General features: G+C 34.9%; 19 protein-coding genes. 8 read left to right on the plus strand and 11 right to left on the minus strand.

Going from position 1 to position 24,041, the window contains the following annotated elements; translation table 11 throughout:
* Nucleotides 1-59: 59 nt before the first annotated feature.
* Nucleotides 60-593: a SecY-interacting protein gene (syd, locus tag B6D18_RS01035; protein ID WP_086362744.1), complete on the minus strand. Its 534-nt coding sequence runs from the start codon at nucleotides 591-593 to the stop codon at nucleotides 60-62.
* A 741-nt stretch (nucleotides 594-1,334) separates the two neighbouring features.
* Here syd and rne point away from each other — a divergent pair.
* From rne to metA, 6 genes are all read left to right on the plus strand, one after another.
* The gene (gene rne / locus B6D18_RS01040) at nucleotides 1,335-4,031 is read left to right on the plus strand and encodes a ribonuclease E (RefSeq protein WP_086362745.1); all 2,697 of its coding nucleotides are present in this window, start codon (nucleotides 1,335-1,337) and stop codon (nucleotides 4,029-4,031) included.
* Nucleotides 4,032-4,099: 68 nt separating this feature from the next.
* Complete coding sequence (locus B6D18_RS01045) at nucleotides 4,100-5,029, plus strand: ABC transporter permease subunit (RefSeq protein WP_086362746.1); 930 nt, start codon at nucleotides 4,100-4,102, stop codon at nucleotides 5,027-5,029.
* Nucleotides 5,022-5,882: an ABC transporter permease subunit gene (locus B6D18_RS01050; protein WP_086362747.1), complete on the plus strand. Its 861-nt coding sequence runs from the start codon at nucleotides 5,022-5,024 to the stop codon at nucleotides 5,880-5,882. Before B6D18_RS01045 ends, B6D18_RS01050 begins: the two co-directional genes overlap by 8 nt.
* 2 nt (nucleotides 5,883-5,884) lie before the next feature.
* Nucleotides 5,885-6,874: a putrescine export ABC transporter ATP-binding protein SapD gene (gene sapD, locus B6D18_RS01055; RefSeq protein WP_086362748.1), complete on the plus strand. Its 990-nt coding sequence runs from the start codon at nucleotides 5,885-5,887 to the stop codon at nucleotides 6,872-6,874.
* Between the two features lie 21 nt (nucleotides 6,875-6,895).
* Nucleotides 6,896-7,708 (plus strand): ATP-binding cassette domain-containing protein, encoded by an 813-nt coding sequence (locus tag B6D18_RS01060; RefSeq protein ID WP_086362749.1) that lies wholly within the window; start codon nucleotides 6,896-6,898, stop codon nucleotides 7,706-7,708.
* A 189-nt stretch (nucleotides 7,709-7,897) separates the two neighbouring features.
* A complete protein-coding gene (gene metA, locus B6D18_RS01065) occupies nucleotides 7,898-8,830 on the plus strand; it encodes a homoserine O-succinyltransferase (RefSeq protein WP_086362750.1) in 933 nt (310 codons plus the stop codon).
* Between the two features lie 86 nt (nucleotides 8,831-8,916).
* Here the strand turns inward: metA and fucO are convergent, their stop codons facing one another.
* The 9 genes from fucO to B6D18_RS01110 form a co-directional block, all read right to left on the minus strand.
* Nucleotides 8,917-10,068, minus strand: a complete 1,152-nt coding sequence (gene fucO, locus B6D18_RS01070; RefSeq protein ID WP_086362751.1) for a lactaldehyde reductase — start codon at nucleotides 10,066-10,068, stop codon at nucleotides 8,917-8,919.
* Between the two features lie 18 nt (nucleotides 10,069-10,086).
* Nucleotides 10,087-10,893 (minus strand): 2-keto-3-deoxy-L-rhamnonate aldolase, encoded by an 807-nt coding sequence (gene yfaU / locus B6D18_RS01075; RefSeq protein ID WP_086362752.1) that lies wholly within the window; start codon nucleotides 10,891-10,893, stop codon nucleotides 10,087-10,089.
* 55 nt (nucleotides 10,894-10,948) lie between these two features.
* Entirely contained in the window at nucleotides 10,949-12,214 is a 1,266-nt protein-coding gene (locus B6D18_RS01080; RefSeq protein ID WP_086362753.1) for an MFS transporter, read from the minus strand.
* A 144-nt stretch (nucleotides 12,215-12,358) separates the two neighbouring features.
* Nucleotides 12,359-13,564, minus strand: a complete 1,206-nt coding sequence (gene rhmD, locus B6D18_RS01085) for an L-rhamnonate dehydratase (protein WP_086362754.1) — start codon at nucleotides 13,562-13,564, stop codon at nucleotides 12,359-12,361.
* A 28-nt stretch (nucleotides 13,565-13,592) separates the two neighbouring features.
* Entirely contained in the window at nucleotides 13,593-14,351 is a 759-nt protein-coding gene (locus B6D18_RS01090) for an IclR family transcriptional regulator (protein WP_086362755.1), read from the minus strand.
* A gap of 608 nt (nucleotides 14,352-14,959) precedes the next feature.
* Complete coding sequence (locus tag B6D18_RS01095; RefSeq protein WP_216818793.1) at nucleotides 14,960-15,736, minus strand: class I SAM-dependent methyltransferase; 777 nt, start codon at nucleotides 15,734-15,736, stop codon at nucleotides 14,960-14,962.
* 235 nt (nucleotides 15,737-15,971) lie between these two features.
* Nucleotides 15,972-17,684 (minus strand): dihydroxy-acid dehydratase, encoded by a 1,713-nt coding sequence (ilvD, locus tag B6D18_RS01100; protein WP_086362756.1) that lies wholly within the window; start codon nucleotides 17,682-17,684, stop codon nucleotides 15,972-15,974.
* A 29-nt stretch (nucleotides 17,685-17,713) separates the two neighbouring features.
* A complete protein-coding gene (locus tag B6D18_RS01105) occupies nucleotides 17,714-18,982 on the minus strand; it encodes an MFS transporter (RefSeq protein WP_086362757.1) in 1,269 nt (422 codons plus the stop codon).
* Nucleotides 18,983-18,996: 14 nt separating this feature from the next.
* A complete protein-coding gene (locus B6D18_RS01110; RefSeq protein ID WP_086362758.1) occupies nucleotides 18,997-19,914 on the minus strand; it encodes a dihydrodipicolinate synthase family protein in 918 nt (305 codons plus the stop codon).
* Between the two features lie 219 nt (nucleotides 19,915-20,133).
* On the opposite strand from B6D18_RS01110, the gene B6D18_RS01115 reads away from it, so the two are divergent.
* The gene (locus B6D18_RS01115) at nucleotides 20,134-21,276 is read left to right on the plus strand and encodes an iron-containing alcohol dehydrogenase (protein WP_086362759.1); all 1,143 of its coding nucleotides are present in this window, start codon (nucleotides 20,134-20,136) and stop codon (nucleotides 21,274-21,276) included.
* A gap of 56 nt (nucleotides 21,277-21,332) precedes the next feature.
* Here B6D18_RS01115 and B6D18_RS01120 read toward each other — a convergent pair whose 3' ends face one another.
* The gene (locus B6D18_RS01120) at nucleotides 21,333-22,082 is read right to left on the minus strand and encodes an IclR family transcriptional regulator (RefSeq protein WP_086362760.1); all 750 of its coding nucleotides are present in this window, start codon (nucleotides 22,080-22,082) and stop codon (nucleotides 21,333-21,335) included.
* A gap of 256 nt (nucleotides 22,083-22,338) precedes the next feature.
* On the opposite strand from B6D18_RS01120, the gene pgi reads away from it, so the two are divergent.
* Nucleotides 22,339-23,988 carry a glucose-6-phosphate isomerase gene (gene pgi, locus B6D18_RS01125; RefSeq protein WP_086362761.1) on the plus strand — a complete coding sequence of 550 codons (1,650 nt, stop codon included), beginning with the start codon at nucleotides 22,339-22,341 and terminating at the stop codon, nucleotides 23,986-23,988.
* Nucleotides 23,989-24,041 lie beyond the last annotated feature (53 nt).

Consider the following 24,041-nt stretch of genomic DNA (forward strand, 5'->3'; position numbering starts at 1 on the left):
ACCTCAATGCGGTTGAACCTCATTTGTACCACAGCTTAGTGATTATCGAAAGCAAATTATTATGCTATAACGATAAGTTTTTCAAGAAATGACGCTAAATCAGATGATAATGTTGTCAATTGCCCAGTTATTAAATCTTCTTTAACCACTTCACCAGTCAAATTATTTAATGCGACGATTTCAGTATCTTCATTGGTTGAGGCGATAAAAATGGTCGGCGTTCGCTTTAACTTTTTTTGTTGTGATAGGTGAGCAATTAAATTTTTTTCTAAATTTGAAAAGTCATCATCATTCCACGCTTGCAATAAAATTAAATTAACGTCAGCAAATTTTGCTGTCAGATTTGCAGCATATTGTGTGCCGTAAAATATATGTGCACTTGGGTGGATTCTGATGTTAATAACTTGTTCTGCGATGGTTAAATCTCTTGGTGGATTAAGTAAAAAGGGTTGCCAATAAACGGCAAGATTTTCAGTTTTGATAATGCAAGGAGAGGGTAAACCATGTAATTCTTCACTTTGTGGTGCATGTTCAAATTGAGCGATCCAACGCTGGGTAAAATCAAGCAATGCTACTTTTTCAGGCGATTCCATAACTTAATATTATCTCGTAGTTCATTTTATAATCGATAGTTGCCTAATATTATACGGATTAAATTGGCATATACACAATTGTTAAAGTTAAGTTTTTAAATTCATCAAATATGTTATAAATTGATATAAAAAATTTGCCAAAGTCATCTCTAATTAATTGATGAAAAATTAGGGATTAAAGCTTTTTTTATTGTGTTTTCAGTCTAATTTTAAGGCAGTTCAAAATCAGCATTAAATTGTTTATAAAATAGTCAGTTTAATTTGCTTGCTATCCGTTGCTGAAACGTGAATAATAGACACGGATATTTTATCCATGTAATGCAGCAATGGCGTTAGACATTACAGTTTGTCAAAATAAAATAGCGTAAGTAGAATTATTATAATTAATTAATATGTTTATTTTAAACAATCATATAAAGATTTAGTGGTTTGTTAAATTGTAGAAAAATAGAATTTGCAAACTCATCATTGAAATAATATCAATAATTGTATGTTTAGTGGTGTTCAAAAAGTGCATAGGTGTTTTGAATGTAATATTACCTCTAAAAAGTGTATTGATGTTGGATAAGTTATACTGATTTCACATAAAATAATAACAAAAATAACACAAATAAAATAATGAATACGGTATAAAAAATATTTAAGTAAGTACTATTGTTTATCATTGTTAAAAATAAGCGTTTATTGTTAATAATAAAATTCTACCTACAGTTAATTTAGATTAATGAAGAGTGTAGAATAATGAAAAGAATGCTAATCAATGCAACCCAGCAAGAAGAGCTGCGTGTTGCCCTTGTTGATGGCCAACGCTTGTATGATTTAGATATCGAAAGCCTTGGTCACGAACAAAAAAAAGCCAATATTTATAAAGGCAAAATCACTAAAATCAATCCTAGTTTAGAAGCTGCATTTGTCTCTTACGGTGGTGAACGAGATGGTTTTTTACCTCTAAAAGAGATCGCTGAAAGCTATTTCCCTTCCAATATCTCTGGTCGTCGTAGTATTAAACATTTACAAGAAGGCCAAGAAGTTCTTATTCAAATAGAAAAAGAAATTCGTGGTAAAAAAGGTGCTGCTTTAACCACTTATATTAGTTTAGCTGGTAGCTATTTAGTTTTAATGCCAAATGATCCTAGAGCCGGTGGCGTTTCACGTCGTATTGAAGGTGAAGAGCGTGCTGACCTTAAGCGTATTATTGATGCGCTAGAAAAACCAAAAGGTATGGGGGTTATTGCGAGAACTGCAGGGGTTGGTAAAAGCCAAGAAGAGTTGCAACAGGATTTGAATGCTTTAGTCAACTATTGGACTGCAATTCAGAACGAATCTAAAAATCATCCAGCGCCAAGTTTAATCCATAAAGAAAGCGATATTATTACTCGTGCATTCCGTGATTATTTGCGTGATGATGTTGGTGATATTCTTATTGATAATCCCAAAGTGCTTGAAATTGCTAAAAAACGATTAGCTGATTTAGGCCGAGTTGAGTATGTGAGTCGCCTAAAACTTTATGAGGGTGATGTACCATTATTTAACCATTTCCAAATTGAAGGGCAGATTGAATCAGCATTCCAACGTGAAGTTCGATTACCATCTGGTGGCTCTATTGTTATTGATGCGACCGAAGCATTAACCGCTATTGATATCAACTCAGCGAAATCTATCCGCGGTAGCGATATTGAAGAGACTGCATTTAATACTAACCTTGAAGCAGCGGAAGAGATTGCTCGTCAATTACGCTTACGTGATTTAGGTGGTTTAATTGTTATCGATTTTATCGATATGACGCCAATCCGTAATCAGCGTGAAGTTGAAAATCGCTTGAAAGAAGCGATGAAAACTGACCGAGCAAGAATTCAAACCACACGTATTTCTCGTTTTGGTCTACTTGAGATGTCTCGTCAACGTTTAAGTCCTTCGTTGCGTGAAGCTACTCACCATATTTGTCCGCGCTGCCAAGGGACAGGTACGGTTCGTGATAATAACTCATTATCACTGTCAATTCTTCGCTTAATTCAAGAAGAAGCGATGAAAGATAATACCGTGCAGATTGACGTGATTGTGCCTGTACCAATTGCAAGTTATTTGCTTAATGAAAAACGTCGAGCCATTACCAATATCGAAAGAATGCATCCAGACGTTAAAATCGTTATTGCTGGTGATGAAGAGATGGAAACACCTCTTTATAAAGTTATTCGTAAGCGTCGTGGTGAAGAGACCGATGTATTAAGCTACAATTTACCTAAATTGATTCGTGAACTAGAAGAAGAGGAAGAAGATCAAGTTGCTGAATTAGTGGTAGAGCAAGCAGTATTATCTGGCCCTAAAGTAGAAGCAAGCAAAGCGCCAAAAGCAAAAGTTGAGCCGAAGAAAGTAGAGGAATCAACTAGTTTATTTGGTGGATTGTTTAAAAAGATTCGCCAACTATTTGTTACTGAAAAAGAGACACCAAAGCCTGAAGTTAAGCCTCAGCAAAATAAACGACGAGACAATCAACGTTCAAATAATCGACGTCAACGTAATAATCGTAACAATAATGCGGCATCTGTAGCAAATAATACAACTACTGAAGAAGTTAAAGAGCCAACACGTAATAACCGCCGTAGCAAGCAAAATAACAATGGTAACGCCGGTACAGCGAATAGTATCAAGGCAGATAAGGCAGATAAAGTAGTTAATGAAACTGCACAGCTAAAACAAAAAGAAGCTAAACCACGCAGACAACAACGAAACTTAACTAAGAGTGTTCGGATTAAAAATAGTGATGCGCCAATTCAGAACGAAAAAGAGCGTATTGTAATTCCTTCTTTGTTGTTACCAATTATTGTTCCAGAAACGGGTGAAAATAAAGCTGGTGGCGAATCACAACCAAAACGTCAACGACGCACATCTCGACATTTGCGTATGAATACACCTCGTACCAAACGTCGTGGCAAAAATACTGAACTAAAACAGTCACCAATGCCGTTATCATTTGCAGCTGCATCGTTAGAGCTAGCATTAGGTCGGGTAGCGGTTGATTATAGCCAAGTGAATAGTGAACAACCAAATAATGTTGTACCAGTCATTCCTTCACTTTTATTACCAATCGTAATTAAAGATGAGGTGAATACTAATAGTGTTGAACAATCAGTTGTTAGTGACTCAAAACTACAACAACAACCAAAAGCATCAGTAACGAGCTCTCAAACTGATGTTGATGTTCAAGAAAATAAACCTCAGACCGATGAAGTTGTCACCATACCTGCAACAGAAACGACTGCTGGTTATTCTTCATCAGCAATGACAAAGGCTCCTGCTCCAGATTATGTAGAATCTAATAGCGGGATAAAAACCCGAGAAGAGTTAGATTATCATTATGAAGGTAAAGGTAATGCGGGTGGCTTAAGTGCGCAAGATCACGCTTATGCTGCAGCAAGTAAACCGGTTATACCTGAGTAGTGTATAGATAAATAACGGTGACAAATGTCGCCGTTATTCTTAACTCATAATAGCGATAAAGATAAACAATGATTATCTATATTTTAAAAAAAATAGTGACGTTTTTATTTATTATCTGCGTACTTGCCCAGATCAGCTTTTGTCTGGTTTATTTTGTTCCCCAATCTATTTTTAGTGATTTAACTTTTTTTGATGCATATAGCGCTTTTTTTAAGCAACTATTGCAAGGTCAATTTAGGTTAATATCTGGTGAAACCGTTCCTTTTTTCGATACGTTATTAACGACATTTGAGCTTTGTATTTTAGCGTTACTTGTTGCGTTATTTATTGGTATTCCGTTAGGGATTTTTCTTGGTTTAAGTAATATAAATTGGCTCAATACCACAATTCGATTTGGTTGTTTAATCTTTTATTCTTGTCCGATTGTTATGTTAGCAACTTTAGTGATGTTCTATCTTTCATCAACCTTGCCAATGTCAATGAACTTCGATATATCAATATCAGTAACGGGGAGTTCTTTATTAGATATTATCCTTTCATCGCGAGCAGACAAATTACCGGCAATTTTGGATCAACTGCATTATTTACTTTTGCCAACAATTATTTTAGCGATTCAGCCAAGCATTGTGACTATTCAATTAGTCAGTGAAAATGTTAAAAATACCTCAAGGCAAAACTATATTAAAATGGCAATTATCCGCGAGCGCTCACCATTTAAAATTTTACGTCGACATTTATTACCAAATTCAATTCCGGCGACAATCCCACAATTGACATATAATACAACGACTCTACTATTTTCAACGATGGTGATTGAAATCTTGTTTAACCGTGTTGGTCTTGGCCAATGGGTTATGTTGGCTTATCGTAATCATAATTATTTTATTATTTCGATAGCAATCCTTGCTTGTGGAACAGTGATTAGTTTATTAACTTTATTGGGTGAGATATCAGCTATTGCTATTTATCCATTACGTCATAAGGAACACTATGTCTAGGATGAGCTTGTTAGCTAAGCATATGAAGTTATGTTTGCATAAATTGCATAGCAATTTGTACTTAATTATCAGTTTTTATGGGATTTTGGGCATAGCTTTTATTGCATTATCAACTAAATGGTTTTTTCATGCTCATTTAAATCCAGTATATGTCGCTTCTTTGCCTCCCGCCTGGTGGCCAACTGGTGATATCAATCATGTATTAGGAACAACAGCTCAAGGGCAAGATATTTTCGATTATTTATTGATTGGCTATCGTTCAACTATCTCAATGACATTAAAAGTGGTTTTTTATGTCATTATCATTGGTGGTGTGATTAATTATTTGATGTTTTTTGTCGCATTTATTCGGCCGTTTATCTTATTTATCTTTAAATTCTTTATGGTTGTGCCACCATTATTGGGTGTGATTGTAATTAGTTTGCTATTAGAAAACGATATAACCAATACCTTAGTGGTCATAGGTTTATCTTATGCGCCACGGTTTATTTATAATGTCCATCAACGGGTTATTAAAGAGTGGAATAAAACTTACATTACCGCCTATCGACTTGATGGTTTATCTTCATTTACTATTTTAAATCATTATATTGTACCTAATATCTTACCGGTTTATTTGACCGAGATAGTGTCATTATTTGGTTCGGTTATTTTAGCTATCACAACCATTACGTTTTTAGGCTTTGCGAATGATTTTTCTCGGCCTGATTTAGGCATGATGATGTTTAAGATGAAAGACATAATGGATGTTAATTTATTGGCCTTTTTAGCTCCAGCAATTGCTGTCTCTATTACGATTATTTTGGTTTATTTATTCAATTTTGGGTTATATGGTCAGCGAGTAGGGCATTAATCATGGCACTATTAGACATTCGTAATTTAACTATTGAGTTTATTACTCCTGATGGCCTATTACGGGCGATTGATCGCGTCAATTTAAAACTATCAGAAGGTGAAATTCGTGGGCTAGTTGGTGAATCAGGTTCAGGTAAAAGTCTAATTGCTAAGGCGATACTGGGTGTCACTAATCATAATTGGAAGATTTCTGCTGATCGTTTCTATTTTAATGATGTTGATTTATTGAAGTTGACACCGAAACAACGGCGAAAAGTGATTAGTGATAATATATCCATGGTATTCCAAGAGCCACAATCTTGTTTAGATCCGTCTATGAAAATTGGTCAACAATTAATTGAGGCGATTCCGCGAAGAACATTTAAAGGACATTGGTGGCAACGACTGTTTTGGCGTAAGAATCGCGCGATTGAGTTACTACATCGTGTTGGGATTAAAGATCATAAAGAAATACTTAAATCGTATCCATTTGAATTAACGGAAGGCGAATGTCAGAAAGTGATGATTGCGATAGCATTAGCTAATCAACCTAAATTACTTATTGCCGATGAACCAACCAATGCCATGGAAGCGACAACCGAAGCGCAAATATTTCGTTTGCTTGCGAGTATGAATCAAAATATGGGTACGACTATTTTACTGATTAGCCATGATTTGCAAATGGTTACTCGCTGGACTGATCGTATCAATGTCCTATATTGCGGACAAACTGTTGAGGTTGCTGATAGTGAAGATTTGATTAAATCACCTTATCACCCTTATACTCAGGCATTGATTTATGCTATCCCTGATTTTGGTAAAGCGATGCCTCATAAAAGCCCTTTAAATACCTTACCTGGCGTTATTCCATCATTGGAACATTTACCCATTGGTTGTCGGTTGGGGCCTCGTTGTCCTTATGCACAAAAAAAATGTATACAAGCACCAGAACTTATCCCAATCAAAGATCATTCGGTAGCCTGTCATTTTCCATTAAATACTGATGAGTAGTTTGAGATATAGGAATAGTTAATGAACCCAATATTAAAAGTCCGAAATTTATCAAAGCGATTTAAAATCCCTAAAGGACTCTTTGGTCATTTACAAATTGATGCGGTCAAACCCTTGTCGTTTTCGCTAAATGAAGGGAAAACGTTAGCCATTATTGGACAAAATGGTTCCGGAAAATCGACATTAGCTAAAATGCTGGTTGGTATGATTAAACCAGATAGTGGCGATATTTGGGTTGATGGTAACAAAGTAGAATATGGCGATTTTGGCCATCGTTCGCAACTGATTCGAATGATATTTCAACATGTTGAAAGTTCATTTGATCCACGGCTTCGTATTGGCCAATTGCTTGAAATTCCACTTAAACGCAATGCCAATTATAGCAGTCATGAACGGGAAAAATTAATCAATGCTGTTTTAAAACAAGTTGGTTTATTACCGGAACATGCTTCTTATTATCCGTCAGTGATGGCTGCAGGGCAAAAACAACGAGTCGCTTTGGCTAGAGCACTCATTTTAAAGCCTAAAGTGATAATTCTTGATGAAGCTTTAGCTGCATTAGATATTTCAATGCGTTCACAACTTGTTAATTTAATGTTGTCATTACAAGAAGAGCAACAGATATCTTATGTTTATGTCACACAAGATATCGGAATGATCAAACATATTAGTGACCAAATTATCGTTATGCATAATGGTGAAGTGGTCGAATATGGTAATACAGCCGAAGTTTTAGCTTCGCCATTAAGTGACATTACTCAAAAGCTTATCAATAGTTATTTTGGTGAAGCACTAACAGCCGATACTTGGCGGACAGATACTCGAGCTTTTTAGTTTTATTTTGCAGCAGTATTAACCAAATAACGCAGTTATTATTCTGATTTTGTTTAAAATATTCTATTTATTTTCCAATAAATACTCGACAAATTTTTTAAAACGCTCTATATTTAGCTATATAGATTTCTAGACGTCCGTTTTTTCAGTGTTATAGAAGATAATTTATTATTGTTAGGAGCTTTTGTTATGCCTATATGTATTCCTGATTCATTACCGGCAGTTGATGTTCTTCGAAATGAAAATGTATTTGTGATGACTTCAACGCGTGCTAATACTCAAGAAATTCGTCCACTTAAGCTTCTTTTCTTAAATTTGATGCCGAAAAAAATAGAAACTGAAAATCAATTTTTGCGGTTACTTTCTAACTCATCTTTACAGGTGAATATTCAGTTATTAAGAATAGATCAGCGTGAATCTAAAAATACGCCAATAGAACATTTGAATAGCTTTTATTGTGATTTTGATGATATTCGTGAACAGAATTTTGATGGACTTATTATTACTGGAGCGCCATTAGGTAAAGTCGCTTTTTCAGATGTTGTGTATTGGCCTAAGTTAGCTGAAATTATTACTTGGGCGAAAGATCATGTAACCTCAACCATGTTTGTTTGTTGGGCGGTGCAAGCGGCATTAAATGTCTTATATGATTTACCTAAATTCACCCGTTCACAAAAGTTATCCGGTGTTTATCAACACCAAATCTTGCAACCAAATGCTATTTTAACCCGTGGTTTTGATGATACATTTTTAGCACCACATTCTCGTAATGCTGATTTTCCAATTGATAAAATTAAAAACTATACCGATTTAAATATTTTAGCTGAGTCAGATATAACTGGCCCATACTTAATGGCAACCGCCGATAAACGAATGGCGTTTGTTACTGGGCATCCAGAATATGATTCATTTACTTTGGCTAATGAGTATTATCGTGATTTGAAAGCTGGTATAAACCCTGAAATTCCTTTTAATTATTTCCCAGAAAATAATCCTAATTTAACTCCGAAAGCAACATGGCGAAGTCATGCTTATTTACTATTTAGTAATTGGCTTAACTATTACGTTTATCAATTAACGCCATTTGATTTAACGACTCGTAATTTGACAATTGATGATTAACTTTAATGATAGATGGACTTATTAAATGAATAACTCCATCTATTTGATAATTATTAAATATTGTTAATTATGTTAAGTTACTAAAATTAAAAAACTGAGTGATATAGTTTTTCAATATCTGATATATTTGTTTCTCTTGGATTTCCTTGTGTACATACATCAGCATACGCTGCTTCGGCTAATGCTGTTATGTCTTCCTTCTTCACGCCAACCATATGTAAGTTTGTTGGAATTTTGACATCATTATTTAATTGGAAAACGGCATTCACGGCTGCATTTCGAGCATCTTCAATTGTCATATCTTCAGTATTTTTTATCCCCATTGCTTTGGCTATATGACGATATTTTTCACCTGTGTACGGTGCATTATATTGCATGATATGAGGAAGCAATATTGCATTCGCAACACCATGAGGAACATTATAAAAAGCACCTAATGGATGTGCCATACCATGAACTAAGCCGAGACCAACATTTGAGAATCCCATTCCAGCAATATATTGACCTAAAGCCATTTGTTCAACGCCATTGAGATCACCATTCACCGAATCGCGTAGTGAACGAGCAATAATTTCAATTGCTTTCAAATGAAACATATCACTCATCTCCCATGCACCTTTTGTGATATAGCCTTCTATTGCATGAGTCAGTGCATCAATCCCCGTTGCTGCTTTTAAACTGGCTGGCATACTAATCATCATATTAGGATCAACTAAAGTCAAAACAGGTATATCGTGAGGATCTACACAGACAAATTTTCTCTTATTTTCTTCATCGGTAATAACATAATTGATCGTTACTTCTGCTGCTGTTCCCGATGTTGTTGGAATGGCAATGATTGGGATAGACGGTTTTTTGGTTTCCGCTAAACCTTCTAAACTACGAATATCAGAAAATTCAGGATTATTTATCACAATTCCAATCGCTTTAGCGGTATCTTGCGGTGAACCACCACCAATCGCTATTAAATAATCTGCATTTGATTGCTTAAATATCTCTATTCCTTGTTTTACTATACTAATTGTTGGATTAGGCATAACTTCATCAAATATTTGATAATCTAATTCTGCCGAATCAAGTAACTCAGTAACCTTAGTTGCAACTTTAAATTTAATCAGTTCTTTATCAGTAACAACTAAAGCTTTTTGATAGCCGCGTTTTTTTACTTCATCGATAATATTATGAATCGAATTCACCCCAAAATATGCGGTTTGATTCAAAATCATTCTATGACTCATTTTTAACCTCTTTCTTTATTAATATGAAACTGAAGATGATTTATTGGGGCTTTTTAACTGTTTAAAGTGTTTTAATCTTTCATCAATAGCCTGCATATACAGCATTGTATCCACACCTACAGCAACGAAATTTGCTCCCCATGAGATACATTTTTGCGCCATTTCGATATCAACAGCTAAAAACCCAGCAGCTTTACCTAATTGCCTAATTCTTTTAATTGTTTTTTCAATTATTTTTTGTACTTCCGGATGCCCAGCATTATCTGGATAACCTAAGGATGCGGATAAATCTGCAGGGCCAATAAATACGCCATCTACTCCTTCGGTCATAACAATTTCATCAAGATTTTCGAGTGCTTTTTTACTTTCAACTTGTACTAATAGACACAGCGAATCGTTGACTTGTTGCATATACTTTTCAATTTTCCCCCAGCGGGCAGCTCTTGCTACACTAGCACCTACGCCACGGGTTCCTTCGGGTGGATAACGTGTCGCTGAAACTACAGCCTTTGCTTGTTCGCCTGTTTCAACCATTGGTATTAATAATGTCTGAGAACCAATATCTAAAATCTGTTTTATGTTAGCTTGACTACCTTCTAAAGGGCGCACGACAGGATGACTGGCATATGGAGCGATTGCTTGTAGCTGGGTGAGTAATGTTTGTGCTGTATTTGGTGCATGTTCACCATCAAGTAGTAACCAATCATATTCTGAGGTTGCAGCAATTTCAGCCATATAAGATGTCGCTGAAGATAACCAAAGGCCAATTTGTAAATTTCCTTTGGTAATTTCTTGTTTAAATTTATTTTCCAATAGTTTTTTCATTATGTTATCCCTAATGTATTAGGAGCTTATTGATAAAATCAATAAGCTCTGTTTGTTAACTATTTTTGTTAGTTTGTTTTAGCATGAATATAGTTATAGTGCCGATTATTGTTATCAGTGCTAAAGTTAGTAAGCCTGCTATATTGTTATTAAAAAGCGTTTCTGCTTTTACACGAATAATTGGTGCTAAAAAACCGCCAAATGCACCAAACATATTAATAAATCCTATGCCTGCTGCTAGGGCTGCTCCAGATAAAAGGTTAGTTGGTATAGTCCAGAAAACCGGTTGTACCGCAATAAAACCAATCGCCGCAAAACAAAGGGCAATAATTGCAATACTAGGACTTGCAAGTGCAGATATTCCAATACCTAAACCTGCTACCAATAATGTTATAGCAGCGATATTTCTTCTTTCTCCAACTTTGTCTGAATATCGAGGAATAAAATAAGTACCGAATAATGCTGCAATCCAAGGAATTGCGGCTACGAGTGAGGCTTTAAAACCAACCGTTGTTCCCATTAATTGAGCTACTTGTGTTGGTAAAAAGAAAATTAGCCCGTAAACACTAATTTGAATTATCATGTAAATAATGGCTAGATGCCAAACAGTGACATTACTGATAGCATCGATTATTTTAGATGTTGTTTTTACACTCTCTTCTGATGATAATTTTTCTTGTAATGCTTGTTTTTCAATTTCATTTAAAAATCTAGCATTACTGATGTTGTCATCAAGATAAATAAAAGTAACAATACCAGCTATAACAGCAAGAATACCTTCAATAATAAACATCCAGTACCAACCTGGGTGATCTAAAAAGCCATGCATTTCTAATAAAGCACCAGATAGCGGTGAGCCAAATGTTAGCGCTAAAGGTGCTCCCATATAAAATAACCCCATTATTCCTGCGCGATGCTTTTGTGGGAACCATTGCGAAGTTAAATAGATCATCCCCGGGAAGAAACCAGCTTCCGCCATACCAAGCAGTACACGAACGGTTAAAAATTTCCATTCAGAGTCAGCATAAGCCATTGCGGCGGATAATAATCCCCATACTAAAGTTGTACCGCCAATCCAGTAACGAGCACCAAATTTACGCATTAATAAATTGGCTGGTGCGCCTAAAAAAGCATAAGCTACGAAGAAAATACCGGCTCCAAGTGCAAATGCTTCATTGCTGAGCCCTGTATCTAATTGATATGCTGATTTGGCAAAGCCAATATTTGCACGGTCTAAAAATGCTAATACGTATAGTATTAACATGAATGGAACAAGTCTTAAACGGGTTTTGCTTACCGCTTTTTCGAGAATATTAGACATAAAAATCCCCCTCTCCATAAAAATTACAGAGATATAAATGATGTTCATATGAAGAAAATAATTTTATTGAATCTAAAATCGCAGTTTTAAGTTCCTTTTAAAACTGCAATAAATCAATAAATAAACTTATTCTTCCTCATATAATTAATGAGAATAAGGACGAATTAATTTACATTCACGATTTAATTCAACACCAAATCCTGGTTTATCAAGTACTGATTTATGAATTCTTCCATTTACAGGAACGGGTTCATCAATCAATATTGGATCAAATTGCGGACGGAGTGTTGAACAATCAGGACTCGTCATTAAAAACTCACTAAATGGGGTATTTGTGAATGTAATTACTGCATGGTGAGAATAAACGGATGAACCATGAGGTACGACCAGTTGTCCTTTTGATTTCGCAATTGCAGCAATTTCAAGTAATGTGGTTAAGCCTCCACACCAACCAACATCTGGTTGCATGATATCAATTCCAGTTTCAGATAATGTTCTAAATGATTGAATTGTTCCATGATGTTCACCAGATGTGACCATCATTCCTGGCGGTGCATTGCGTTTTAACTCTCGGTATCCTTCATATTGTTGCGGAGGTAAACATTCTTCAATCCATTTTAAGTTATAAGGCGCACAAGCATAAGCAAGTTTTGTGGCATAATTTACGTCTTGACTCATCCAGCAATCAAGCATTAGCCAAAAATCAGGTCCACACTTTTCGCGCATGTCGGCAACCATTTCCGCATCTTTTTTGATGCCTTGATCTCCATCATGTGGTCCCCAATGTGTAGGCATCTTGCCACCAATAAAGCCCATCTCTTTTGCTAAATCAGGGCGAGCACCAGTTGCATAAAATTGAATTTCATCACGGACTGCACCACCTAATAATTTATATACAGGTAGATCAGTTACTTTACCAAATAGATCCCAAAGGGCTAAATCAACACATGATATAGTGTTCATCACTAAACCACCTGAACCAGAATAATACATGGTTGCATTCATCATTTGGTCGTGAATTAGTTTGATATCAGAAACACATTTTCCTTCAATAAATCTATTTAGATGTTTTTCAACAATAAAACATCCCATTTCTCCGCCAGTTGATACGGCAAATCCAATTTGTCCATTATCAGCTTCAACTTCGACAATAAGTGTTCCAAGAACGTTAATACCAAAAGATTGACGTGATTGTTCATAGTCTTTATACTTGCTCATTGGCGTGGCGATATGGTCGTCGATCCAGTGGTGGCCGCCCTGATCGTGATAGTCTGCCCCGCCACTACCTTTCTCGGCGGTTGCTCCTCCCATAAAATAAGCTCTTACTTCTTTTATTTTTGGTAGCTTCATTTAATTTCTCCTTTAAAAGTTACAAAAATTATTCGTACATAAGACAACCCAATTCTTTTGAGATATCTTTTGCACATTCCTTGATTTTAATCGTAATTTCCGGTAATACATGGTCGGTTATTTGAAATGTTGTTCCTACAGCCGATATTGCCGCAGCAATATTATTTTGTGCATTAAATATAGGTGCCGCTATGCATCTTATATTTATATAATCTTCTTCATTATCAAAACTACAACCTTGTTGACGAATCTTGGCCAATTCTGTATGTAATGAACTGATGGACATAATTGTATTTGCGGTTTTTTGTTCAAAAGAAAATTGGTTAACGATTTCGGATATTTTTTCGCTAGGTTGGAAGGCTAATAAGCATTTGCCGACGCCAGAACGATAAAGCGATACTTGTTTTCCTACATAAGAACGAACACTGATCGTGCTGTGTGATTCACATTTCAAAATATAATAAGCGGTTTTATTATCTAAAATTCCTAAATGAGTTAAAAGCCCAGTATTATTGGTTAATCTGGCAAGGTGTTTTTTTGCTATTTCTCTAATATCAAAACAATTTGAAGCAAGCTCACCTAACTCAACTAGTTTTATCCATAAAAAATAATCACCATTCTGATCTTGTTTAATAAATTGATATGACTTTAGTTCTTCTAGTAAAAGATAAGCAGAACTTTTAGGAATTTGTAGGTTATTGATTATTTCTGCAGCACTGCATCTACCTTTAGATGAGATAAAGTTAAGTATTTTAATTGTTCTTTGTAAAGCGGGTACTTTAGACATACATTCCTATATATTGTACTTTCATCCTGTATATTGGATAAGGTAAATTGTACTTTTATCAAATATTGGTACAACTATTTAATCGCATTATTGTGAACTTGATCATAAAAAATTTATAATTTACAATTGGTTATTCCTTTATATTGGAATTTTTTTGGGTGTTCCAATATAAAGGAATTTAAAATAGTTTAATTCATAAGATGTTTTAAATTTGAGTGTTGTGATTTAAATCGAAATAATGAAATAGCGTGGTTTTTAATTAGAAACGATATCAATAAGATAACATGCATATATTAGTAAGGCGGTATAGACTCCTCAATTATTTTTACAAATAAACCTTATCAATCAGAGCAAAGATAATCATTATCGGGAAAAAATAATCAATTAATAGGAATATTGATTGATAAAGATTAGGACGATATTTCTATTGGCAATAACATTGGTTTAAACGTTATGGTTATTACATCTTTACTCATTTCTGTATGTTTTTATGAGTGGTTAACTCATATTTAAAACTTAACAACATGGTATAGACTCCTCAATTATTTTTACAAATCAATTTCAGTAACTCGAACCAAAGTAATTATATTTCTATGAGAAATATGTTTTTATTGTTTTTCTGCTGCTATTAAGAACATTGGCGTTGAATGATAGTTAATTTGTTCAATTTCATCCCAAACAACTTTTGATATATCGTTTTCAATATGAATATTTTTATAACCAATTAATTGTAAAATGTTCTTATCCCATTCAGGTCTAATTTCCTTACTCAATGGTAGTAATTTAGCTATTCGTTCCATTTCTTGCGTATTGGTTTGTCGATAATGATCTTCAATGCCATAATTCATGGTATTTTGTCTATCCTGCAGATATTGTGAATAAAGATCTTTATTAAAAAGAAATAGGTACCAGTTGGCATCAAAATTAAGTAATTTACCTTTAGTATTTAACACTCTAAACCATTCTTGATATGCTAAAGTTGGATTACTCAAATTCCACGTTACATTACGCAATATAATTAAATCAAAACTATTATCTTCGAATGGTAAGCGATGAACATCTGATAAAACAAAATTAACCTTTACTTGGTATTGTATTGCATTGTTTTTTGCTTGATTTATCATTTCTTCAGTAGCATCTACAGCAGTTACTTCATGTCCGGCTAAAGCTAATGTGATAGCTAAAAAACCGGGCCCAGTTCCTATATCTAATACACGTAGCTTTTCTTTTTGTGGAGCATGATGCAGAATTAACTTTTGCCAGATAATTCTTTTTTCAGTTGCTAGCTCATCTTGATTGGTTTGGCTGTACTCTTTTGCTCGGTTTGCCCAATATATGATAAGATCCCTTAAAATATTATCATCAATATTATTCGCTAATATCACTTAATTTTCTCGCTTTTTATTTTGAATTTTTAATTCTGAGGTAGGTGGTATATAGTTATTAATATTACTTAATAGCATAATACTCTCTACATTACTCTATAGACAAGTTATTTAGGATTGTTATTTGGAGCATTATTGAATGATCATTAAGAATGAACTGATAGATTATATTTATTTTTAATAAATGATTTAAAGTGCCACTAATGTTGTTAGATGGCACTTTAGATTTAATTTATTATTCCATATATGCACCGGCCATTAACGATTTAGCTCTTTCTGTATATTGTTTAAATACACCTTTTCGTTTGGAGTAATCTGGCGGTGTCCATTTTTCTTTCCGTTTAGCAAATATTTCAGCAATTTCTTGTGCTGTTTTGCTCTCTCCATTTATGCCAATGATATTAAGTTTTCTTGCATGCACATCAATTTCGACAATGTCATTATCTTCAACTAGTGCGATTGGACCTCCATCGGCAGCTTCTGGTGATACATGTCCTATGCATGGTCCATGTGTTGCGCCAGAAAAACGGCCGTCAGTAACTAATGCTACACTGCCATTAAGTCGTTTATCAAAGACAATCGCATCAGTAGTCATTAACATTTCTGGGGCACCTGAACCTTTTGGTCCTTCATAACGAATGAAAATAACATCACCAGGATTAACTTTATTATTAATAATGGCCTCTTGAGCAGCTTCTTCAGAATTATAAACTTTGGCTGGTCCAGTATGTTTATGCATATCAGGACTACAAGCTGTATATTTTATAACTGCACCATCTGGCGCTATATTACCTTTTAAAACAGCGATAGATCCCATTTTTTCTTTGTTAGGATTTCGAATTAAATCATTTCGTTCTAATTTGTAATTATGCAAATACCCTAAATTACGGTCAAAGAAACCAGTTTGTTGCATCATTTCCAAATTATCACCTAAAGACTGCCCAGTAACTGTCATTACATCAAGATCGAGTAAATCCTTAATCATCCATTGAACCATTGGAATACCGCCGGCAAACCATAATAGTTCTGTTACGTATTTTCCACTTGGCTGTACATTGGTAAGGTATGGTACGGTATTATTGATGCGATCAAATACATCTGCGGTTAATTCAAATCCTGATGCATGTGCAATTGCTGGTAGGTGAATAAGCGCATTTGTACTACCACTGATAGCAGCGTGTACTTTAATGGCATTTTCAAATGCTGCTGGTGTGAGTATTTTACGTGATGTTATTCCTTCTTTGGCTAGATACATGGCATGATGTCCAGCAGATCTGGCCATCCTACGAATTTCGGACATTGTCGATGGTGCTAATGCACTTCCAGGTAATGCTAGGCCAAGTGCTTCTGACATACATTGCATTGTACTTGCGGTACCCATGAATTGACATGCTCCAGCGGTAGGGCAACCACACCTTTGTAAGGTTTGAATCTGTCTTATATCAATTTCACCTTTTTTATATTGTGCTGTGGCACCACCTAAATCAGATGTTGTCATATTAGGTGCCGGGCGCATTGAACCACCTGGCACATGAACTAATGGTATATCAAGTCGTGCTGCTGCAATTAAGTGAGCAGGTACTGATTTATCACAGCTAGAAATAAGTACGGCTGCATCATATGGTATGACAGAGCCATGGATTTCAACCATATTAGCAATCGCTTCCCTTGAGGCTAATATATAATTCATGCCATCATGACCTTGTCCCCAGCCATCACAAATATCTGTAACATGGCTACGTACTGAACGACCGCCTCGTTCATGCACGCCAAGAACAACTTCATAACCTAAACTATCAAGATGATAACTACCTGGGTGACTTTCGCCAAAACAGTCATCAATCAGGACTTGAGGTTTTTCCGTATCTTCAACGGTATAATTCATTCCCATTCGTAATGCATCTAATTGTGACCATAGATCCCTGGCAAATTTACATTTTTGTTGCATAATATCCTCCAATGCATTTTTAAATTTTGTTATTTTGTTGGTTTTGCTGTTATTGCTGGTAAAGTAAACAATAAAATGATTGCAATGATTAATGCGCCAACCAAGGTATATAATCCTGCATTTTTACTTACTGTAACGGTTAATAAACCAACAAGGTACGGTCCAATAAATCCTCCTAAATTGCCTAGAGCATTGATTGTTCCTCGGACGCCACCTAAAACATTTGATGGGAATAATAATGGTGGTAAAGTCCAAAATGGCCCTGCATATGCTTGTAGGAAAAAGCCACATAGAACCATCATTCCATATGCAAGCCATGTGTTGTTTTCTAATAATATTGATAAAGTTAAACAGATAGCGAAACCAATCATTGGAATTGCGGTATATAATCTACGATTCATGGTTTGGTCACATAATTTAGCAATATAATATTGTCCAAAAATGCAAAGAATGTATGGTGCTGCAGTTAAAAGGCCGACAATAGACATACCACTTCCAGTTAATTGTTTAATTAACATTGGCATCCAAAGTGCAAAACCATAGAAACCAATTTGGAAGAAGAAATAGATAGCAACAAGTTTCCATAAGTTGATACTGCTTAATACTGTTTTTACACTCGCTTTATCATCTAATTTTATAAGTGCTTTATCTTCTTCAAACTTTTGATTTAACCAATTTAATTCTCTTTGATCGAGCCATTTAGCTTGATGAGGATAGTCAGAAACGAGAGGCATCCAAACGAAGAGTAATGCTAAAGATATAATTCCTTCAATTATAAACATTTCTCTCCATCCCCAAGCTTCAATTAACCAGCCAGATAGAGGACCTGTAATAATAGATGCGGCAGCTAAATTCATTTGGAAAAATGCAATTGCTCTAGCTCTTTCATGGTTAGGGAACCAATGGCCAATGAGTGCTAAAATAGCTGGATAAACGCCACCTTCAGCGACGCCGAGGATAAAGCGTATAATAAGTAGTTGAATAGGATCTCGAACAAACCCTGTGATGGCAGCAAAGCCACCCCAAACAACAATTGTCCATGCAATAAATTTTTTTGCGCTATAGCGTTCTGCAATTTGACCGCCAGGTATTTGTAAAAAGATATAACCAATAAAAAATATCCCTGCGACGAGCCCAGCAAAGGATGCGGTCATGCCCAAATCTTTATTCATTCCTCCGGCAATACCAATAGCTATATTGGTTCTGTCCATATATGCCACTATATAGACAAGAATAGTGGCCGGAATTATATGTTTCCAACGACCTTTGGGTATTGTTTTATCTTCAATATTATTCATATGGATGCCTCCAATTATTTATTTTTAATAGGTATTTGCGCTAACTTTAAAACTTGAAGTAATAAGTCTTTTTTCTGTTTTGGTAGCTTTTCTACTGGAGCTAAAACTTCCGTCGAAATATCGACACCAGAAAGTTTTATTGCTTGTTTGATTACGCCAAAGAAAGGTGATTCAATTGCATAGACTGGCATTAATTTTGCAAGTTGACGTTGTAATTTGAATGCTTTTTCATAATCTTTTTTAACGAAAGCTTTATAAATTCCTTTAGTAATTTTTGGTGCAAAATTAAAGGTTGCAGGAATACCACCGTGGCCGCCAAGAATAAGGGTGTCTAACATATATTCATCAAAGCCACTGAAAATGATAAAATCTGGACGGAAGGCGTGAACTCTGTTGATGACTTCACGGGTATGGCTGATATTATCAATAGTATCTTTCAAACCAATAATATTAGGCAAATCCTTTGCCAGTCTTGTAATAACATCAATACCTATATCTTGACCGGTTAATGCCGGAAAATTGTAAAGTAGTACAGGGATATCGATATTTTCAGCGACAGTTTTATAATGGTTATAAATCGCATCACTATTTAATAAAGCATAATAAGGATTAACAACTAAAACTGCATCAGCACCAATTTGGGCTGCATGTTTGCCATATTGAATTGTCTCAGCTGTGCTTGGGCTTGATATGCCAAGCATAACGGGAATACGTTTATTGATATAATTTACTGCGAATTCAGCAACTTCATATCGCAACTTAGGCGGCATATGGCAGAACTCACCACCACTACCTAGAATTAAAACACCATCAGCTTCGTTATCGATTAGATGATCTAATAATTTGCCCATTCCTTTTTTATCTAGTTCCCCTTTTTTATTAACGATAGTAGGGACTGGAGGGAATATACCTTTAAATTTTGCTAAATTCATTTTTTCTCCTTGTTCATAATGCGGAACATTATTTCTTACACGAGAACAAATTATTGGTAAAAAAATTTAGAATTGCAATGTATTAATTCAAAAGAAAATTAATTTTGTGATCATCCTCTCATTGTCGAAAATAATTTTTTTGGTAATTAAATTTTTCCGTATAATGAAATGTAGTTCTTTTTGTGGGAATTTTTGAATATTATTAATTAAGAGGTAAATATGATTTATTACATTCCACCGGTTAATTTATTAGGTAAAGGATGCTTATCTGAGTTAGGTGTACCGATTAAAAAACTGAATTGCCAGAAAGCATTTGTTGTTAGTGATAAGTTTTTAGTGGGCAATGGTACTGTAGATAGAGTAGTAGATATCTTAGCAAAAGAGGGCATTGAATCGGTTATTTTTTACGATGTAAAACCAAATCCAACCGTTGCTAATGTGGAAAATGCACTAAAATTATGTCAAGAATCTAACTGTGATTTTGTTGTCTCAATTGGTGGTGGATCACCTCAGGACTGTGGTAAAGCAGTTGCTGTGTTAGCGACGAATGGCGGTAAAATTACTGATTATGAAGGGATGCATAAAAGTAAACATAAATGCTTACCAATTGTGGCAATAGCAACAACAGCCGGTACCTCTGCTGAGGTGACGATCAACTATGTTATTACCGATGAAAGTAGGCATGTAAAAATGATTATGGTTGATCCGAATACATTGGCGTCAATAACAGTTAGTGATCCTGATTTAATGATTTCAAAACCAGCCAATTTAACTGCGGCAACAGGTATGGATGCATTAACTCATGCTATTGAAGCTGTAGTGGCTAAAGGCGCGATGGATGTTACTGATTCAACAGCATTATATGCGATTGGTCAAACCTTTAAATATTTAGCTCGAGCGGTTAAAAATGGTAACGATATCGAAGCAAGAGAACAGATGAGTTATGCCTGTTTTTTAAATGGGATTGCCTTTAGTAATGCCGGTCTAGGTAATGTTCATGCTATGGCTCATCAACTAGGTGGTCTTTATGATTTACCTCATGGGGTATGTAATGCAATGTTATTATCGGTAGTTGAAGAAGAAAATGCTAAACATGCGCCAGAAAAATTTAGAGTTATCGCAGAAACAATCGGATTAGATACTAAAAATAAAACGGATCAAGAGTGTGTTGATTATGTGATAAAACGAATTAAAGATTTGGCACAAGAGGTAGGTATCCCTAAATCTTTAAAAGAAATTGGTGTTGATAATCCAGATTTTGAATTATTGGCTGAAAATTCGATGAAAGATGCTTGTGCCGGAGCCAATCCAGTATTTTTTGATAAACAAAAACTGATTGAGTTATTTAAGAAAATAGCTTAACAGCTAATTTATCTAATGAGTTTAAATAATATTGAATCATAGTGATTCAATATTATTTAAAACTTATCCGTCAATTTTTGGCATGCATCACGTACTAATTGTGAATATTTATCAATTTTATCCACAGGTAGTTGAAAAAGAACTCCTGAAATACTAATAGCGGCGATGGGTTCGTTATTTTTATTGAAGATTGGTGCAGCGATACAATGAACACCTTGAACATCTTCCTGATTATCATAAGCCCAACCTTGAGACCTAATTTTAGCAAGCTCTTTTTTTAACTGTTTCTTGCTGGTTATTGTTGTGTCGGTATATTTGATTAATTTATCTTCGGGAATGAGTTGATCTATTTTTTCGTCTGGTAACCAAGCTATTAATGCTTTACCAATACCAGAGCTATGTAAAGGCAATTTTTTACCAATCCAAGTACGAATACCAATAGCCTGATCATTTTCAATTTTAGCAATGTAAACAGAATAAAGACCGTCAAGAACACCTAAATGGCAGGTCAAGTTGGTTTTATCTCGCAGTTTAATCATTAGCGGTTCGGCTATTTTAGTGATATCAAACTGTTCTAAGGATTTATCTCCCCATTCATGTAATTTTAACCCAAGATAATACTTATTTTGATCTTGTCGCAAAATACCATGCATAACTAATGCATTTAATAGTGTTGATGTACTGCTTTTAGGTAAATTGAGATCCTGAAATATTTGACTAAAAGTAGCCCCTCTGTGGTTATCTAAATAATCACAAATACGGACAATTTTGTCTAATGCTGGTACAAGTGTCTGAATATTTGGCATGAAATATCCTAATATAATAATGTAAGAAATATATTTATTTTATTGATACTAATTGTTTAGAAAAACATATTTTGAACGGTTTAGTGTATTAAGTGTCTTATCTTTAACATTATATTCAAGTTATTTGTTAAGGAAAAGAAAATAACTTTTATTATTTTCCTGCTTTATGTATTTAAATCGATAAATCCTTATCTTGCATCATGTTAGGCATAGTTATATTATGAGTAGCAATGCTATATTATTTAAGGAATGAGTTATGTTAAAATCAATAGATCCAACCTCTACATCTTCTTGGAAATCCCTTCAAGCCAGTTATCAAAAACATCATAATAAAACTATAGCCGAAATATTAAAAGACGAGCCCAAGAGAGTCGAAAAACTGAGTATTCCATTTGAGGATGAGTTTTTGGTTGATCTTTCAAAAAATCGTTTAACGCAAGAAACATTAGATATTCTTTATCAGCTCGTGGATGAGTGTGATTTAAATGGTGCAATTAAAGCGATGTATAGCGGTGAAAAAATTAATCGCACAGAAGATCGAGCTGTATTACACGTTGCACTTCGTAATGTATCTAATACTCCGATTTATGTTGATGGCAAAAATGTTATGGATGATGTCAATGCAGTGCTTGCTAAGATGGAGTCCTTTAGTAAAAAAGTGATTAGTGGTGAATGGAAAGGTTATACCGGCAAGGCTATCACCGATGTTGTTAATATCGGCATTGGTGGTTCAGATTTAGGCCCTCACATGATTACTGAAGCCCTTCGACCTTATAAAAACCATTTAACGATGCACTTTGTATCTAATGTTGATGGTACTCATATTGTAGAAGCATTAAAAGATCTGAATCCAGAAACAACACTCTTTTTAGTTGCGTCGAAGACTTTTACAACTCAAGAAACGATGACTAATGCTCAAACTGCCCGTCAATGGTTACTTGATGCTGCTAAAGATGATAAAGCAGTAGCACTGCATTTTGTTGCATTATCAACTAATACTAAAGAAGTTGAAAAGTTTGGTATTGATACTGCCAATATGTTTGAATTTTGGGATTGGGTTGGTGGTCGCTATTCGTCTTGGTCGGCAATTGGTTTATCAATCGTTCTTTCCATTGGCTTTGAAAACTTTAAACAGTTTTTAGCTGGTGGCCATGCAATGGATAAACACTTCCAAACAGCGCCGGTTGAGAAAAATATTCCAACATTACTTGCGTTAATTGGTCTTTGGTACAATAACTTCTGTGGCGCAGAAACTGAAGCAATTTTACCTTATGATCAATATATGCACCGTTTTGCTGCTTATTTCCAACAAGGTAATATGGAATCAAATGGTAAAAGTGTTGATCGTAATGGTAATAAAACGACTTATACTACTGGACCTATTATTTGGGGAGAGCCTGGTACTAATGGCCAACATGCCTTCTATCAATTGATTCATCAAGGTACAAAACTAATTCCTTGTGATTTTATTGCACCAGCAATTAGTCATAATCCGGTTGGTGATCATCATCCGAAATTACTTTCAAATTTCTTTGCTCAAACAGAAGCTTTAGCTTTTGGTAAAACCGAGCAACAGGTAGAACAAGAGTTCCTTGCAGCAGGTAAAAGCCTTGATGAAGTTAAATCTATTATTCCATTTAAAGTTTTTGCCGGTAATAAGCCAACCAACTCTATTTTAGTCAAGAAAATCACACCTTATGCACTAGGTGCATTAGTTGCTATGTATGAACACAAGATTTTCACACAAGGTGTTATTCTTAATATCTTTAGTTTTGATCAATGGGGTGTTGAACTCGGTAAGCAGTTAGCTGGTCGGATTTTACCTGAATTAGCCGATGATAAACCTGTGAGTTCTCATGATAATTCAACTAACAACTTAATTAATCAATACAAGAAATGGCGTTAAGACGAGTTTTGCAGAAGATAGAAAAAACCTTCAGTTTTAACTGAAGGTTTTTT

Origin of the sequence: Gilliamella sp. A7 (assembly GCF_002142015.1) — a bacterium.
Classification (GTDB): Bacteria; Pseudomonadota; Gammaproteobacteria; order Enterobacterales; family Orbaceae; genus Gilliamella; species Gilliamella apis_A.

What these genes read in the sequence shown, in the direction of transcription:
- syd (WP_086362744.1), bottom strand. Translation starts at nt 593, where the DNA reads ATGGAATCGCCTGAAAAAGTAGCATTGCTTGATTTTACCCAGCGTTGG.
- rhmD (WP_086362754.1), bottom strand. Translation starts at nt 13,564, where the DNA reads ATGAAGCTACCAAAAATAAAAGAAGTAAGAGCTTATTTTATGGGAGGA.
- sapD (WP_086362748.1), top strand. Translation starts at nt 5,885, where the DNA reads ATGGCACTATTAGACATTCGTAATTTAACTATTGAGTTTATTACTCCT.
- B6D18_RS01080 (WP_086362753.1), bottom strand. Translation starts at nt 12,214, where the DNA reads ATGTCTAATATTCTCGAAAAAGCGGTAAGCAAAACCCGTTTAAGACTT.
- B6D18_RS01120 (WP_086362760.1), bottom strand. Translation starts at nt 22,082, where the DNA reads ATGCCAAATATTCAGACACTTGTACCAGCATTAGACAAAATTGTCCGT.
- fucO (WP_086362751.1), bottom strand. Translation starts at nt 10,068, where the DNA reads ATGAGTCATAGAATGATTTTGAATCAAACCGCATATTTTGGGGTGAAT.
- B6D18_RS01115 (WP_086362759.1), top strand. Translation starts at nt 20,134, where the DNA reads ATGATTTATTACATTCCACCGGTTAATTTATTAGGTAAAGGATGCTTA.
- metA (WP_086362750.1), top strand. Translation starts at nt 7,898, where the DNA reads ATGCCTATATGTATTCCTGATTCATTACCGGCAGTTGATGTTCTTCGA.
- B6D18_RS01050 (WP_086362747.1), top strand. Translation starts at nt 5,022, where the DNA reads ATGTCTAGGATGAGCTTGTTAGCTAAGCATATGAAGTTATGTTTGCAT.
- B6D18_RS01090 (WP_086362755.1), bottom strand. Translation starts at nt 14,351, where the DNA reads ATGTCTAAAGTACCCGCTTTACAAAGAACAATTAAAATACTTAACTTT.
- rne (WP_086362745.1), top strand. Translation starts at nt 1,335, where the DNA reads ATGAAAAGAATGCTAATCAATGCAACCCAGCAAGAAGAGCTGCGTGTT.
- yfaU (WP_086362752.1), bottom strand. Translation starts at nt 10,893, where the DNA reads ATGAAAAAACTATTGGAAAATAAATTTAAACAAGAAATTACCAAAGGA.
- B6D18_RS01105 (WP_086362757.1), bottom strand. Translation starts at nt 18,982, where the DNA reads ATGAATAATATTGAAGATAAAACAATACCCAAAGGTCGTTGGAAACAT.
- B6D18_RS01045 (WP_086362746.1), top strand. Translation starts at nt 4,100, where the DNA reads ATGATTATCTATATTTTAAAAAAAATAGTGACGTTTTTATTTATTATC.
- pgi (WP_086362761.1), top strand. Translation starts at nt 22,339, where the DNA reads ATGTTAAAATCAATAGATCCAACCTCTACATCTTCTTGGAAATCCCTT.
- ilvD (WP_086362756.1), bottom strand. Translation starts at nt 17,684, where the DNA reads ATGCAACAAAAATGTAAATTTGCCAGGGATCTATGGTCACAATTAGAT.
- B6D18_RS01060 (WP_086362749.1), top strand. Translation starts at nt 6,896, where the DNA reads ATGAACCCAATATTAAAAGTCCGAAATTTATCAAAGCGATTTAAAATC.
- B6D18_RS01110 (WP_086362758.1), bottom strand. Translation starts at nt 19,914, where the DNA reads ATGAATTTAGCAAAATTTAAAGGTATATTCCCTCCAGTCCCTACTATC.